Below are 15,132 nucleotides of genomic sequence, written 5' to 3'. Positions count from 1 at the left end.
ATCGGGGAGTCAGTTGGATGTATGCAATGAAACAAGGTCGGACCCTGCGTCGGCATGACGGCGGCTTCACGCTGCTCGAGTTATTGGTTGTCATCGTCATCATTGGTTTGCTGGCCGCCTACGTCGGCCCGAAATACTTCGGCCAGCTGGGCAAGTCCCAGGTGACCATCGCCAGGGCCCAGATCGAAGCGTTCGAAAAGTCGCTCGACACCTACCGTCTCGACATCGGCCGCTATCCGACCAGCGAGGAGGGCCTCGCCGCCCTGATGAGCGCGCCGCCGGCGGTGGCGCCGAAGTGGAACGGCCCCTACCTGAAAAAAGGCATCCCGCAAGATCCATGGGGCCACCCCTACGTGTACCGTTCGCCGGGCAGCAAGGGTGAATACGAGATCGTCTCGACCGGCCGCGACGGCCAGCCGGGCGGCGCCGGCGAAGACGCCGACGTCAGCTCGCAGTAATAACCGCGCCCCCCGAAAGCGGTTTCCATGCAGTTTGTTGTCCGCACCCTTGCGCCTGACATGTCGATTGCCAGCGAGGTCGTCGATGCGCCCGACGAGGCCGACGCGCGCCGGCAGCTCGAAGCGCGCGGCCTCTATATCAGTGCGGTCGAACCGGTCGCGCGCGGGCTGGGCCGCCGCAAGAGCAGCCGCCACCTGTCGCTGGTGCTGTTCAGCCAGGAGCTGCTGGCGCTGCTGTCGGCGGGCCTCGGCATCGTCGAAGGGCTCGAGGCGCTGCTGGAAAAGGAAACCAATCCCGGTACGCGCGGCGTGCTCGAGCGCCTGCTCGGCGGGCTGCGCGAAGGCAAGCGCTTTTCGAAAGTACTGGCCGAGCAGCCTGATCTGTTCCCGCCCCTGTATGTCGGCATCGTGCGCGCCGCCGAAGGCACCAGCGACCTGCCGCGTTCGCTCTCCCGTTTCATCGACTACCAGCAGCGCATCGACGTGGTACGCGCCAAGCTGGTCAGCGCCGCGATCTATCCCGTGATCCTCCTGATGGTCGGTGGCGGCGTGAGCGCTTTCCTGATTGGCTACGTGGTGCCGCGCTTCGCCGAGGTTTACCAGGGCGCCGGGCGCGACCTGCCATGGATGTCGAAGATGCTGCTCGGCTGGGGCCAGTTCGCCGCAAGCCACGGGACCTTGCTGGCGGGCGCCGCGGCCGCCGTGCTGGCCGCCGCCGTGCTCGGCCTGCGCCACCTGTCCAGGAGCGGCGCCCTGGCGCGCCTGGTGCAGCGCCTGCCGGGCATCGGCGAGCGCGTGCGCATCTACGAACTCTCGCGGCTCTACCTCACCCTCGGCATGCTGAGCGAAGGCGGCATCGTCATCGTGCAGGCCATCGAGACTGTGCAGGGCATGGTCTCGCCGGCGGTGCGCGCGCGCCTGGCGCAGGCGCGCGCCGTGATCGAAGCGGGCCAGCCGCTCTCGACCGCATTCGAGGCCCATGGCCTGACCACCCCGATTTCGCTGCGCATGCTGCGCGTCGGCGAGCGCACCGGCGACATGGGGCCGATGCTGACCCAGTCCGCCGCCTTCTACGACGGCGAGATCAGCCGTTGGATCGACCGTTTCACGCGCACCTTCGAGCCGCTCCTGATGGCCGCGATCGGCCTGATCGTGGGCGCCATCGTGGTGCTGCTCTACATGCCCATTTTTGACCTGGCCGGAGACATGTCCTGAACGCCCCCTTGATTGATGGCCGATTTGATGCGGCATTGCTGATGCGCGCCCGCGCCGCCAGCCGCGCCTCGCAGCGCCCCCTGGTGGCCGAGCTGGAAGCGGCCAGCGGCCTGGATCCGCGCCAGATCGTGCGCGCGCTGGCCGAACCCTTCGGCCTGCCGGTGATGGAAACGGCCGAGATGCTGAGCCAGGCGCCGGCCTTCGAGCTGCTGCCGCTGGCGCAGGCGCTGGCGCGCCACTGCGTGCTGCTGCGCGGCGCCGACGGCGCCCTCACGGGCGTGATCGCCGATCCGTTCGACCTCGACCTGCAGACCTGGCTGTCGACCCAGGCGCGCGCCAGCGCCGCCGCGCCCCTGCACATGCGCCTGGCGCTGCAATCGGATATCCAGGCCTACCTGTCGAAGCAGGAGGAGTCGGCGCGCGCGGTCGACACGTTGGCGCCCGGCGCGAGCGAGGGCCGGCGCGACGGCAAGACCGCCGCCGTGCTGTCCTTCGCCTCGGTCTCGGAAGGGGCCAGTCCCGCCGTCAAGCTGGTCAACTCGACCCTGTACGATGCACTGAAAGCCGGGGCGTCCGACATCCACCTGGAAAGCACCGTCGGCGGCCTGGCGGTGAAATACCGCATCGACGGCGTGCTCGACCATGCGACCTCGGTCGGCGGCATCGAGACGGCCGAACAGATCATCTCGCGCCTGAAGGTGCTCGCCGAACTCGACATCGCCGAGCGCCGCGTACCGCAGGACGGCAGCTTCCGGGTCGAGGCGGGCGGGCGCGAGATCGACCTGCGGGTGTCGATCATGCCGAGCATCCACGGCGAGGACGCGGTGATCCGTATCCTCGACAAGCGCGCCATGATCGAAGCCTATGGCTCCCTCACGCTCGAGGCCCTCGGTTTCGACGCGCCCTCGCTGGTGACCCTGCGCACGCTGGCGCAGGAAGCCTACGGCATGCTGCTGGTGACCGGCCCGACCGGCTCGGGCAAGACCACCACCCTGTATGCGGCGCTGACCGAAATCCACAACGGCCGCGAAAAGATCATCACCATCGAAGACCCGGTCGAATACCAGCTGCCCGGCATCCTGCAAATTCCGGTCAACGAAAAGAAGGGCCTGACCTTTGCCAAGGGGCTCCGTTCCATTTTGCGCCACGACCCCGACAAGATCATGGTCGGCGAGATCCGCGACCGCGAGACCGCCGAGATTGCCGTGCAGTCGGCCCTGACCGGCCACCTGGTCCTGACCACGGTGCACGCGAACAACGTGTTCGATGTTTTCGGGCGCTTCACCCACATGGGGATCGATCCCTACGCGTTCGTGTCGGCCCTGAACGGCATCTGGGCCCAGCGCCTGATCCGCACCAACTGCCCGCACTGCGCGGCGCAGTACGACCCGCTTGACGCGGAACTCGAAGGCGTGCACCTCGAGCGCGAGGAAGTGGGCGAATACGTCTTCATGCGCGGCAAGGGCTGTGGCGACTGCCGCGGCACCGGCTACAAGGGCCGCCGTTCGATCGCCGAAATCCTGACCCTGAACGACGAGATCCGCGAGCTGATCGTCGACAAGCGCCCGATCCGCCAGATCAAGGCGGCCGCCCACGCGAACGGCACCCGCAGCCTGCGCCTGGCCGCGCTTGACCTGGTGCGGCGCGGCGCCACCACCCTCGACGAAATCAAACGGGTGACCCTGCATGCTTGAGCGCTTCCTGAATACGCTGCAAGCCTTACGTATTGGCGTGGCCGGCGACAGCCTGGCGCTGGTCCAGGCCAGCCGCGGCTTCCAGCCAAGGCGCAGCCTGCTGGCCGAAGCCCGGCTCGACCCCGCCGACGGCGCCGCCGCCCTGGGCAACGGCCTGCGTCGTCTGCTGGCCGGGATGCCGGCTGCCGGGCGCCCGGTCGCGGTCGTGCTGGCCGACGAACTGGCGCGCACCTGGCAGGTGACGCCGCCGCAGGGGGCAGGGCGCATGGCCGACCTCGAAGCGGCCGCCGCACTGCGCTTCCAGGCGCTGTTCGGCGCGCCCGCCACCGGCTGGCAGATCAGCGCCGACTGGGATGCGGACCGGCCCTTCCTGGCCGCCGCGCTGCCCGCGCCCCTGCTCGCCACCTTGCGGCAAAGCGCCGCCGAACACCGCTTCCACCTGGTCGAGGTCGTGCCGCAATTCGTGGCATCCCTGAACGGCTGGCGCAAGCTGCGCCGCCCGAACGCCTGGTTCGCGCAGGTGGAGGGCGCGGTCCTGACCCTGGCCGTTTTCGAGCGCGGCGCGCTCGCAGCCGTGCGCACCGCTGTCATACCGCCGGCCGCCGGCCGTGCCTGGCTGGACGCCCACATCGCGCGCGAAGCCTTGCTCACGGGCGCTGCGGCGCCGTCCCTGGTGCAGGTCTGCGGCGCCGGCGGGCATGGACTCGCGCGCGCCTGGGTCGGCGCGCCAGGCGCGGGATTCGACTGCATGCTGCTCGACGGCGAAGCCGATGCGGCAGCCTCGCCGGCATGGCCGGGCGCGGCCCGCCTCGCGGCCACCGGGAGGGGCGCATGAAGCGCGTTCGCATCGATTTTGCCCCGCCGGGACTGCGCCGCACGCTGTTCCATACGCCGCGCCTGGCGTGGTTGATATTGGCGGCGGGCGTGTGCCTGGCCCTGCCGGCCGCGCTGTACGCCAACCATTACCTGACCGAGAAGCACGCCTTCGAGGCGGAACTGGCCGCACGCAACGCGCGCGTGGCCGCCCCCCTTGCGCTGCCGGTCGCGGTGCGCGCGCCGGTTGCCAGCGAAGCGCAGGCAGCAGCCGTGAACGCCGCCATCCTGCAACTGAACCTGCCATGGCGCGACCTGCACGATGCGGTCGCAGCCACGACGCCCGCCGCGGTGGCGCTGCTCGCGCTGGAGCCCGATGCGAAGCGGCGCGTGCTGCGCATTACCGCCGAGGCGCGCAGCAGCGACGACATGCTCGCCTATGTCGAACGCGTGCAGGACCTGGAGTGGTTTGCGAACGTCGCTTTGACCCGCCACGAAATCAACGAGCAGGACCCGAACCGGCCGATCCGCTTCCAGCTCGACGCCCAATGGAGGCCGCAATGAGCCGCGCAGTAAGCCGTAATCTGATGGCGGCCGCCTGGCTGCGCCTGAGGATCGCGCTGTCCACGGCCAACCCGGTCGCGCTCGGCGCCCTGGCGCTGTGCATCGGCGCGGCAGCGGCGCTGGCCTGGCTGGTGCCGGCGCGCGAGCTGCAAGGCGAAGCGCGCCTGCTGGCGCGGCGCGTGGCGGCCTTGCCGGCCGCGCCGGTGGCGCTGGCGCCGCCGGCCACCGACGAACACCACCTGGCGCTGTTCTACGACACCCTGGGCGAGCGCGACCATGCCGCGCAGCAGGTCAGGGCGCTGTTCGCGCTGGCCGCGAAGTCGGGCCTAGTACTGCGCCAGGGCGAGTACAAGGCCGCCTACGAGCGCAACGCGCGCGTGCACACCTACCAAGTGACCTTGCCGGTGAAGGGCAGTTACGGCGCCATCTGGCAGTTCGCGCTCGGCGCGCTGCGGGCGATCCCGTTCGCCTCCCTCGACGAGATCAGCTTCAAGCGCGAGGGAATCGGCGACGCCCAGGTAGAAGCCCGCCTGCGCCTGACCCTGTACCTGGCCGAACGCCCGGGAGGCGCGCCATGAAGACGCGCCACATGATCATGGGCGCCGCCCTGGTGGCTGCGGCCGCACTGGTGGCGTTCGGCGACAACAGTCCCGAGGGCGAGGTGGCCGAGGCTGTGGAGCGCGCCGAACCTTCCGCACCCGCGGCGGCAACCGCCGCCGCACCCGCCGCCGATGCGGGGCTGGCGCAGCGCGCCCAGACCCCGGCGCGCCTGCCGCCGGTGACGCCGGTGCAGGCCCTGCCGGCAGGCGCCGCGCAGCCGCCCGGCGCCAAGACGACACCGCACATCCTGCGCCTGCTGCCGCGCCACGCGCTGGTGCGGGTCGATGGCCTGAAACAGGGGAGCAATGCTTTCGGCACCCGCGACTGGACGCCACCGCCGCCACCACCGCCTGCGCCGGTCGCGCCGCCACCGCCGCCGCCGCCGACCGCACCGCCGCTGCCGTTCACCCTGCTCGGCAAGGCGCTCGAGAACGGCGTCTGGGAAGTCTACCTGGCACGCGCCGGCCAGACCTATATCGTGAAACCGAAGACCGTCATCGACGGCACCTACCGGGTCGACGCCATCGCGCCGCCCATCCTGACCCTTACCTATCTGCCCTTGAACCAGGTTCAGCAGCTTAATATTGGAGCATTCGACTGATGGCTAGTCATCCGAATGGCATGTCCCCGCAGGCGCCGCGCGCGCGCGCCGCGACGCTGCTTGCCTTGTCCTTCTCGCTGTCCCTGGCCGGCTGCGCCGGCCAGTCCGCCTACCGCGAGGGCCAGCAGCTGGTCGCGCAAGACCAGGTCGAGGCAGGCCTGGCCAAGTACCGCGAAGCCGTGGCCGCCGATCCGGGCAACGCCGCCTTCCGTGTCGCCTTGCTGGGCGCGCGCGACCGCGCCGCCACCCGCCTGCTGGAAAACGCGGAGCGCCGCCTGGCCGAGGGGCAGGCGGCGCTCGCGGCCCAGGATTACCAGAGCGTGCTGGCCTTCGACCCCGCCAACGAGCGCGCCCGCGCCGGCCTGCGCCAGGTCGAGGCCGACGCCCGCCACGTCAAGCTGATGAACGCGGCGAACGAGGCCTTCGAGAACAAGGATATCGACACGGCGCGCCAGCATGCGACGGCGGTCCTGACCGAGCGCCCGGAGCACGAACCGGCACGCCGCCTGATGGCGAAGATCAGCGAAGCGCAGGCTGCACGCCCGGCGCAGGGCGGACTGGCCGCCGCCTACCGCACCCAGATCAGCATCGAGTTCCGCGACGTGGCCTTGAAGCAGGCCTTTGAGGTCATCTCCCAGCGTTCCGGCCTGAACTTCGTGTTCGACAAGGACGTCAAGACCGATACCCGCACCTCGATCTTCCTGAAGAACAGCAATGTGGAAGCGGCCATCTATTTCCTGTTGATGAGCAACCAGCTCGAGCAGCAGGTCATGGACGGCAATACGGTGATGATCTATCCGAACACCGCGGCCAAGCTGCGCGAATACCAGGAACAGACGGTCAAGACCTTCTACCTGGCCAACGCCGACGCGAAGAACATCGGCAATACGCTGAAAACCATCGTCAAGTCGCGCGACGTGGTGATCGACGAAAAACTGAACCTGGTGATCGTGCGCGACAGCCCCGAAGCGATCCGGCTGGCGACCAAGCTGGTGGCCTTGCAGGACGTGGCCGAGCCGGAAGTGATGCTCGACGTCGAGATCCTCGAGATCAAGCGCAGCAGCATCACCGAGCTGGGCATCGCCTGGCCCACGACGCTCGGCTTTTCGCCCCTGCAGGCGGCCAGCGGCGCGCCCCTGACGATCGACGCGCTGCGCGCCCTGTCGAGCAGCCGGATCGGCGTGAGCGGAGTATCGGCCAGCCTGAGCGCGAACCGTACCGACGGCGATTCGAATACCCTGGCCAATCCGCGCATCCGCGTGCGCAACAAGGAAAAGGCCAAGGTCGTCATCGGCGACAAGGTGCCGAACATTTCGGCCACCGTGTCGACCGGCGGCGTGGGCAATTTCGCGACCGAGAACGTCACCTATGTCGACGTCGGCCTGACCCTCAACGTCGAGCCGACCATTTACCTGAACAACGAAGTGGCGATCCGCATCTCGCTCGAGGTGAGCAACGTGGTCGATACCCTGCGCACCAATTCGGGCTCGGTGGCCTACCGCATCGGTACCCGCTCGGCCAATACCATGCTGCAGCTGAAGGATGGCGAAAACCAGGTGCTGGCCGGCCTGATCAACAACGAAGACCGCAGCAGCGGCAGCAAGGTGCCGGGCCTGGGTCACCTGCCGATCCTGGGCCGCCTGTTCGGGCGCACCAACGATACGCAAGACAAGACCGAGATCGTGCTGTCGATTACGCCGCACCTGGTGCGCACGGTGCAGCGCCCGCCGGCCAGCGCGTCGGAGTTCGCCGCCGGCACCGAGGCGAATTTCCGCCGCCGTCCTGAAGCGCAGGTCAGTGTGCCGGTACGAATCCCGGGCCTGCCTGTGCCAGGCGTCCCGGCGCTGCAGAATGGGGTGCCAGCGCCGGCGCCGGCGGCCGCGCCCGCAAGCGGGACGGCCCCGGCCCAGGGCCTGCCGTCGTCGACGCTGCCGGCCACGCCGTCGCTGTCCTCGCCTGCGGCTGCCCCGGCCCCGGCGGCCGGCGTGGTCATCACGCCGATCCCGGCACCCCAGGGCACTCCTTCGAACGGGGGCCAGTGATCGTGCGTCGCCCGGGCCGCGGTTTCACGCTGGTCGAATTGCTGGTCACGCTGGCGATCCTGGCGCTGCTCGGCACCCTGGTGCTGCCGGTGGCGCAGGTGACGGCCCAGCGCAAGCAGGAACAGGAGCTGCGCCGTTCGCTGCGGGAAATCCGCCAGGGGATCGACGCCTATAAAAAGGCCTTCGACGAAGGGCGCGTCACGCGCGCGGTCGGCGCCACCGGCTACCCGCCCAGGCTCGAACTCCTGGTCGAGGGCGTACCCGACCTGCGCAGCCCGAAGCGCGCCAAGATCTTTTTCCTGCGGCGCCTGCCGCGCGATCCGTTCAACCCCGATCCGGCGCTGCTCGATGCCGAGACCTGGGGCAAGCGCAGCTACGCCAGCGAAGCGGCCGAGCCGCGCGAAGGCGACGATGTCTACGACGTGTATTCCACGTCCACCCGGCCCGGCCTGAATGGCGTGCCGTACAACCGGTGGTGAGCATGAAATCTTCGATAGCGCGCCTGCGCGGCTTTACCCTGATCGAACTGCTGGTGGTACTCGGCATCATCGCCTTGCTGCTGACGCTGGCGGTGCCGCGCTTTTTCCCGAGCATCGACAAGTCGCGCGAAACGATCCTCGCCGAAAACCTGCGCAATACCCGCGAGATCATCGGCCAGTACTACAGCGATACGGGGCGCTATCCCGAATCGCTCGAAGAACTGGTCGAGAAAAAATACCTGCGCGGCCTGCCGCTCGACCCGATCACCGAAAGCACCAGTACCTGGACCGTGGTGCCGCCGGAGGATGGCGCGCTGGGCGGCGTCTACGACCTGCGCAGCGGCGCGCCCGGCAATGACCGCAGCGGCAAGCCCTACGCCGACTGGTAGGCGTGACTAGACACGTGAATGGAAACCTGAAAGGGCGCGCGCCCCGGGCCGAGGCCGGCTTTACCTACATCGGCCTGATCGTGTTCGTGACCATCATCGGCATGGTCGGCGCGGCCACGCTCAAGGTCGGCGCGCTGCTGCAGCGCGCCGAGGCGGAAAACGAATTGCTGGCCATCGGCGCCGAGTTCAGCGCGGCGCTCGCCAGCTATGCGCAGGCCACGCCGCCGGGCCAGCCGGCGCAGCCGCTGTCGCTCGAGGCCCTGCTGCGCGACCCGCGCTTTCCCAGCCCGCGCCGCCACCTGCGCCGCATTTTCGTCGATCCGATCACCGGCAGCGCCGAGTGGGGGCTGGTGCAGGCAGCGCCAGGCACGCCGATCCTGGGGGTGTACAGCCTGTCGCAGGCAAAGCCGCTGAAGGTTGCCAATTTCGATACGCGCTTCGTCAACTTCGAGCACAAACAGCATTTGTCGGACTGGAAGTTCACGGCCAACGGACAGGGTCCGTCCGCGAATGGCGCGGTGCAGGGGCAGGGCGCCCCGGTGGATGCGACGATGTTCCCGCCGCCGCCGGAACCGGCCGCCCCTGTGGCCGCCCCGGTCGCGGAGCAGGGCGTGCTGCGCGAGCTGGTGCCGCCGCCTCCACCGGAACCGGCCGACCCGCAGGAAGAGGAAGAAAAAGAAGAAGAGGAAGCGCCGCCCGAGACGGCCGAGCCGCCGCCGGCACCAGTCCGGCGCGGCGGTTAAGCCGTTTTTATTTGGCGCGCCGCTTGAAGTCGCGCGGCCGGAAGCCCATCGCCACGAGCATGCCGAAATAGCTGATGCCACTGAGGGTAATGATAGCCAGCAGGGCGCCGCCGCGCATGAACGGCTGGGCGCGCATGGCGATCCAGTCGAACTGGGCCTGGCAGTACCACGCCACCACCCCCATCACCGCCACGGCCACGACGAGCTTGAAGAAGAAGATGCCCCATCCCGGCAGCGGCGCGTAGATGTTGCGCTTGCGTAGGCCGGTGTACAGGAAGGCGGCATTGATGCAGGCGCCGACGCCGATCGACAGTGCCAGGCCGGCGACGCCGAACAGTGGCACGAAGACCAGGTTCATCAGCTGCGTCGCCACCATCACGCCGACCGCGATCCGCACCGGGGTACGCACGTCCTGGCGCGCAAAGAAGGCCGGGGCCAGGGTCTTGACCAGGATAAAGCCGAGCAGGCCGGCGCTGTAGGCCATCAGCGGCATCGACGAGTTGTGCACGTCGGTGCTGTCGAAGGCGCCGTAGTGGAACAGGGTGGCGATCATCGGCTCGGCCAGGGCCGCCATGCCGACCGCCGCGGGAATCGCCAGCAGGAAGGTCAGGCGCAGGCCCCAGTCCAGCAGGGCCGAGTATTCTCGGGTATCGCCTTCGGTATTGGCTTTCGCCAGGCCCGGCAGCAGGATCGTGCCCAGCGCCACGCCGAGCAGGGCGGTCGGCAACTCCATCAGCCGGTCCGCATACTGCAGCGCCGTGACGGCGCCCGCCGCCAGCCCGGCCGCGATGGTGGTATTGATCAGGAGGCTGATCTGGGCCGCACCGACGGCGAACACGGCCGGCCCCATCTTGCCGAGCATGCGGCGCACGCCGGCGTCGCGCAGGCCGACCAGCGGGTTGATCGACAGGCGCGGCAGCATGCCGATCTTCACCAGCGAGGGAATCTGGAGCGCCACCTGCAGCACGCCGCCGATGCACACGCCCACGGCCATCGCGTAGATCGGCTGCTCGAAGTAGTCGGCCAGCACCAGGGCGGCGAAGATGAACGACAGGTTCAGCAGCACCGGGGTGATCGCCGGAATCTTGAACTGGCGCCAGGTGTTGAGCACGCCGCTGGCCAGCGCGACGAAGGCCATGCAGGCAATGTAGGGGAACATCATCCGGGTCATGACGACCGCCGCATCGAAGGCGGCCGGCTCGCGCTGCAGCCCGCCGCCGATCCAGTAGATCAGCACCGGCGCGGCCAGGATGCCGGCGACGCTGGTCAGCACCGTGGCCCAGATCAGCACGGTCGCGACGTGGTCGACCAGGGTCTTGGTGGCGTCCTGGCCGTGTTTCGTCTTGTATTCCGTAATGATGGGCACGAAGGCCTGCGAGAACGCGCCTTCGGCAAACAGGCGCCGCAGCAGGTTCGGCAGGCGAAAGGCAATGTTGAAGGCGTCGGTGAAGTTGGAGGCGCCAAAGGCGGCTGCGAACAGGCTTTCGCGCAGCAGTCCGGTGACGCGGGACACCATGGTCATGCTGGAGATGGCAGCGAGGGTCTTGAGCAGATTCATGGGGCGAGATTATAGCGGTGCAACACCTCGCGCGGAGTTTCTTCCAAGACAAATGTGAAGAATGAATTGCTAGGCAGGGATTCCTTCGCTATAATCGTGGGCTGTACTGAATTCTGTTAGCAGACACTGATGTTTGGCAGGCACTGGAATGGGCCAGTTTGACTCGCTACTGTTTGCAAACGCAACTTGACCCCGATTTAGGAAATTCCATGGCAAATACCGCACAAGCACGCAAGCGCGCTCGTCAAGCAGTTAAGCAAAACGCACACAACAGCGCCCAGCGCTCGACCCTGCGTACCGCAATCAAGGCCGTCCGCAAGGCCATCCAGGCTGGCGACAAAGCTGCCGCAACCAGCATCTTCCAGTCGTCGGTCTCGACCATCGACAGCATCGCTGACAAGAAGATCATCCACAAGAACAAGGCCGCTCGCCACAAGAGCCGCCTGGCTGCTGCCCTGAAAGCCCTGTCGGCTTAATCACCGGTTGGCGCGCGGCGATTCGCCGCGCACAGGAAGTACAGTGGAAGAAACCCGCCCGACTTTGGTCCTGGCGGGTTTTTCTGCTTTTTCGGCGTGTTTTGAATCCGGTTTCCGTCAGCCGCGCGCCGAGGTCCACTTCACGCACCCGACCGCCAGCGCCGAATTGCTGACCAGGAAAGCCCCATGGCGGTAGAGCGCGGCGGTCTTCGACTTGTCGCGCACATCCAGGGCCCAGACGTCGCCCTGTGGCGCCGCCCACAGGATCCGCCCGTCCACGGCATCGATGCCGGCAAACACCTGGGCCGGCGTGGTGCCGGGCTTGAAGAAGACCATGACCGTATCGGCGTCCTGCGGCGGCAGCGCCGCGACCGGGCCGCCAACCAGCACCGCGAGCGCCAGCGTGGCCGTGCTCGCCTTGCCGCCGATCGGGCCGCTGCCGCGCTGCAGCCACCAGGCCAGCGCCACGAAGGCAAGGCCGAACACGACAAACCACAGCAAATCCCAGAACAGTGGGTTGTCGGTGTCGAGCCGGATGCGGTGGAACCGAAGGATCCAGTGGAACACGGCCGCGTCGACGATGTTGAAGACGCCGAAGCCGAGGGCGCTGCTCGCCAGCAGCACACGGTCCCCGGATGCCGCCACCTCGCGCGCCTTCCACAGCTTCCACAGGCCGATGACGGCGATCAGGTACATCAGCATGTGGAACAGGCCATCCGCCAGGATCTGCACCTTGATGTCGCGCCAGGGCTCGCCCGGCACCAGCGAGAGCAGGTGGTGCCATTGCAGCACCTGGTGCAGCAGGATGCCGTCGAAAAAACCTCCCATGGCGACACCGAGCAGGAAGCCGGCCCAGCCGAGGGTGCGCAGGTGGGGAATGACGGAGACATCGGAATGACGAACGGCGTTCATGGTTTCTCCTGTCGGTTGCCGGGCCGGCACGGGCGTACCGCCGTGCTGGAAATGCTAGCGCGTTCCATGCTTTGCGTGCGCCCGCTACGCCCCGCGCCCCGGCGCCGGCCCTAAAGCTATAGCGCACAGTAAAATACTGGTGCATAATGTGAAACGCCCGTCTTATGTCTTATAGAAGACTTCGACGCAGCAGGTCCGCGTCAAGCGAATACGGCCTGCACCATCTGTCCATCGCGCCTGGAAGCGGGGTAGTATGATCGCTGCGGATAGGACGGCAGGACGACAGGCGTCACTTTTAAGTTATCACCATCGCGACCAACACCGCGAGAACCGAGGAAAAAGCGCATGAGCAGTGATCCGACCATCATCTACACCCTGACCGACGAGGCGCCGCTGCTGGCGACCCACGCCTTCCTGCCAGTCGTCAGCACTTTCACCAAACAGGCCGGCATCAAGGTCGAGCAGGCCGACATTTCGGTCGCGGCCCGTATCCTGGCAGCCTTCCCGGAAAACCTGACGCCGGAGCAGCGCGTGCCGGACGTCCTGGCTGAACTGGGCAAGAAGACGCTCCAGCCGGACGCGAACATCATCAAGCTGCCGAACATCAGCGCTTCGGTCGGCCAGCTGGTGACCGCCATCGAGGAACTGCAGGCCAAGGGCTACAACATCCCTGACTACCCGGCCGACCCGAAGACCGAAGAAGAGAAGTCGATCAAGGCACGCTACGGCAAGTGCATCGGCTCCTCGGTCAATCCGGTCCTGCGTGAAGGCAACTCGGACCGCCGCGCGCCGCGCGCCGTGAAAGAGTACGCACGCAAGAACCCGCACTCGATGGCCGAATGGTCGCCCGCTTCGCGCACCCATGTGTCGCACATGACCGGCGGCGACTTCTACCACGGCGAAAAGTCGATGACGCTCGACAGCGCCCGTGAAGTCAAGATGGAGCTGGTCACCAAGGGCGGCCAGACGATCGTGCTGAAACCGAAGGTCGCGCTGCAGGCCGGCGAGATCATCGATTCGATGTTCATGAGCCGCAAGGCCCTGCTGGCCTTCTACGAAAAGCAGATCGAAGACGCAAAAGAGACGGGCGTGCTGTTCTCGCTGCACGTCAAGGCGACGATGATGAAGGTCTCGCACCCGATCGTCTTTGGCCACTGCGTGCGCATGTTCTACAAGGAAGCGTTCGAGAAGCACGCCGAACTGTTCGACAGCCTGGGCATTAACGTCAACAACGGCATGGCCGACCTGTACAACAAGATCGCCACCCTGCCGGCCTCGCAGCGCGAAGAAATCGAGCGCGACCTGCACGCCTGCCAGGAACACCGTCCGGCGCTGGCCATGGTCGACTCGACCAAGGGCATCACCAACTTCCATTCGCCGAACGACGTCATCGTCGACGCGTCGATGCCGGCCATGATCCGCGCCGGCGGCAAGATGTACGACGCCAACGGCAAGCTGAAGGAAGTCAAGGCCGTCATCCCGGAATCGACTTTTGCGCGCATCTACCAGGAGATCATCAACTTCTGCAAATGGCATGGCGCCTTCGACCCGAAAACCATGGGCACGGTCCCGAACGTGGGCCTGATGGCGCAGCAGGCCGAAGAATACGGCTCGCACGACAAGACCTTCGAGATCCCGGAAGCGGGCGTGGCCAACATCACCGACCTGGCAACGGGCGAAGTGCTGCTGAGCCAGAACGTGGAGCAGGGGGACATCTGGCGCATGTGCCAGGTCAAGGACGCGCCGATCCGCGACTGGGTCAAGCTGGCCGTGACGCGTGCGCGCAACTCGGGCATGCCGGCCGTGTTCTGGCTCGATCCGTACCGTCCGCACGAGAATGAACTGATCAAGAAGGTGCGCACCTACCTGAAGGATCACGACACCACCGGCCTGGACATCCAGATCATGTCGCAGGTCCGTGCGATGCGCTACACCCTGGAGCGCGTCAAGCGCGGCCTGGACACCATTTCGGTGACCGGCAACATCCTGCGCGACTACCTGACCGACCTGTTCCCGATCCTGGAACTGGGCACCAGCGCCAAGATGCTGTCGATCGTCCCGCTGATGGCCGGCGGCGGCATGTACGAAACCGGCGCCGGCGGCTCGGCTCCGAAGCACGTGCAGCAGCTGGTGGAAGAGAACCACCTGCGCTGGGATTCGCTGGGCGAATTCCTGGCCCTGGCCGTGTCGCTGGAAGACCTCGGCATCAAGACCGGCAACGCCAAGGCCAAAGTGCTGGCGCAGACGCTCGACGCCGCGACCGGCAAGCTGCTGGACAACCGCAAATCGCCTTCGCCGAAGACTGGCGAGCTCGACAATCGCGGCAGCCAGTTCTACCTGTCGCTGTACTGGGCCCAGGAACTGGCCGCGCAAACGGATGACGCCGAACTGGCCGCCGCCTTTGCACCGCTGGCCAGGACCCTGGCGGAGAACGAGCAGAAGATCATTGCCGAGCTGCTGGAAGTGCAGGGCAAGCCGGTCGATATCGGCGGCTATTACAAGGCCGATGAAGCCAAGGTGAAGGCTGTCATGCGTCCGAGCGCGACCTTCAATGCGGCGCTGGAGACGATCGGCGGCTGAACAAGGCT

At 67.2% G+C, this 15,132-nt stretch carries 15 protein-coding genes; 13 read left to right on the top strand and 2 right to left on the bottom strand.

What is annotated here, in order from left to right; all coding sequences use genetic code 11:
• Positions 1–17: 17 nt before the first annotated feature.
• From gspG to ACFPN5_RS21385, 11 genes are read left to right on the top strand one after another with little or no spacing between them, the layout of a single operon-like run.
• Positions 18–458, top strand: coding sequence for a type II secretion system major pseudopilin GspG (gene gspG, locus ACFPN5_RS21435; RefSeq protein ID WP_379785865.1), 441 nt, complete (start codon positions 18–20; stop codon positions 456–458).
• 27 nt (positions 459–485) lie between these two features.
• Positions 486–1,673 carry a type II secretion system F family protein gene (locus ACFPN5_RS21430; protein WP_379785864.1) on the top strand — a complete coding sequence of 396 codons (1,188 nt, stop codon included), beginning with the start codon at positions 486–488 and terminating at the stop codon, positions 1,671–1,673.
• Positions 1,674–1,714: 41 nt separating this feature from the next.
• A complete protein-coding gene (locus ACFPN5_RS21425) occupies positions 1,715–3,367 on the top strand; it encodes a GspE/PulE family protein (RefSeq protein ID WP_379786097.1) in 1,653 nt (550 codons plus the stop codon).
• Complete coding sequence (locus ACFPN5_RS21420; RefSeq protein WP_379785863.1) at positions 3,360–4,202, top strand: hypothetical protein; 843 nt, start codon at positions 3,360–3,362, stop codon at positions 4,200–4,202. Before ACFPN5_RS21425 ends, ACFPN5_RS21420 begins: the two co-directional genes overlap by 8 nt.
• Positions 4,199–4,744: a PilN domain-containing protein gene (locus ACFPN5_RS21415; protein WP_379785862.1), complete on the top strand. Its 546-nt coding sequence runs from the start codon at positions 4,199–4,201 to the stop codon at positions 4,742–4,744. The genes ACFPN5_RS21420 and ACFPN5_RS21415 overlap by 4 nt, the downstream gene beginning before the upstream one ends.
• Complete coding sequence (locus ACFPN5_RS21410; protein ID WP_379785861.1) at positions 4,741–5,322, top strand: hypothetical protein; 582 nt, start codon at positions 4,741–4,743, stop codon at positions 5,320–5,322. The genes ACFPN5_RS21415 and ACFPN5_RS21410 overlap by 4 nt, the downstream gene beginning before the upstream one ends.
• On the top strand, positions 5,319–5,945 hold the full coding sequence (locus ACFPN5_RS21405) for a hypothetical protein (protein ID WP_379785860.1): 627 nt from the start codon (positions 5,319–5,321) through the stop codon (positions 5,943–5,945). The genes ACFPN5_RS21410 and ACFPN5_RS21405 overlap by 4 nt, the downstream gene beginning before the upstream one ends.
• Complete coding sequence (locus ACFPN5_RS21400; RefSeq protein WP_379785859.1) at positions 5,945–7,987, top strand: secretin N-terminal domain-containing protein; 2,043 nt, start codon at positions 5,945–5,947, stop codon at positions 7,985–7,987. Before ACFPN5_RS21405 ends, ACFPN5_RS21400 begins: the two co-directional genes overlap by 1 nt.
• Positions 7,987–8,466 (top strand): type II secretion system protein, encoded by a 480-nt coding sequence (locus ACFPN5_RS21395; protein ID WP_379786096.1) that lies wholly within the window; start codon positions 7,987–7,989, stop codon positions 8,464–8,466. The genes ACFPN5_RS21400 and ACFPN5_RS21395 overlap by 1 nt, the downstream gene beginning before the upstream one ends.
• A 2-nt stretch (positions 8,467–8,468) precedes the next feature.
• Positions 8,469–8,855 (top strand): type II secretion system protein, encoded by a 387-nt coding sequence (locus ACFPN5_RS21390; protein ID WP_379785858.1) that lies wholly within the window; start codon positions 8,469–8,471, stop codon positions 8,853–8,855.
• A gap of 14 nt (positions 8,856–8,869) precedes the next feature.
• On the top strand, positions 8,870–9,598 hold the full coding sequence (locus tag ACFPN5_RS21385) for a type II secretion system protein (protein WP_379785857.1): 729 nt from the start codon (positions 8,870–8,872) through the stop codon (positions 9,596–9,598).
• A gap of 7 nt (positions 9,599–9,605) precedes the next feature.
• On the opposite strand, the gene murJ is transcribed toward ACFPN5_RS21385, so the two are convergent.
• Positions 9,606–11,156, bottom strand: coding sequence for a murein biosynthesis integral membrane protein MurJ (gene murJ, locus ACFPN5_RS21380; protein ID WP_379785856.1), 1,551 nt, complete (start codon positions 11,154–11,156; stop codon positions 9,606–9,608).
• A gap of 209 nt (positions 11,157–11,365) precedes the next feature.
• Here murJ and rpsT point away from each other — a divergent pair, with 209 nt between their 5' ends.
• A complete protein-coding gene (rpsT, locus tag ACFPN5_RS21375; RefSeq protein ID WP_056339242.1) occupies positions 11,366–11,632 on the top strand; it encodes a 30S ribosomal protein S20 in 267 nt (88 codons plus the stop codon).
• A gap of 117 nt (positions 11,633–11,749) precedes the next feature.
• Here rpsT and ACFPN5_RS21370 read toward each other — a convergent pair whose 3' ends face one another.
• The gene (locus ACFPN5_RS21370; RefSeq protein ID WP_379785855.1) at positions 11,750–12,544 is read right to left on the bottom strand and encodes a DUF2243 domain-containing protein; all 795 of its coding nucleotides are present in this window, start codon (positions 12,542–12,544) and stop codon (positions 11,750–11,752) included.
• 345 nt (positions 12,545–12,889) lie between these two features.
• Here ACFPN5_RS21370 and ACFPN5_RS21365 point away from each other — a divergent pair, with 345 nt between their 5' ends.
• On the top strand, positions 12,890–15,124 hold the full coding sequence (locus ACFPN5_RS21365; protein WP_379785854.1) for an NADP-dependent isocitrate dehydrogenase: 2,235 nt from the start codon (positions 12,890–12,892) through the stop codon (positions 15,122–15,124).
• The last annotated feature ends 8 nt before the right edge of the window (positions 15,125–15,132 follow it).

Origin of the sequence: Massilia niabensis (genome assembly GCF_042655085.1) — a bacterium.
Taxonomy (GTDB): Bacteria; Pseudomonadota; Gammaproteobacteria; order Burkholderiales; family Burkholderiaceae_D; genus Telluria; species Telluria niabensis.
Note: the sequence above shows the minus strand (reverse complement) of the source record. Positions and strands in the feature narration are given on the sequence as shown.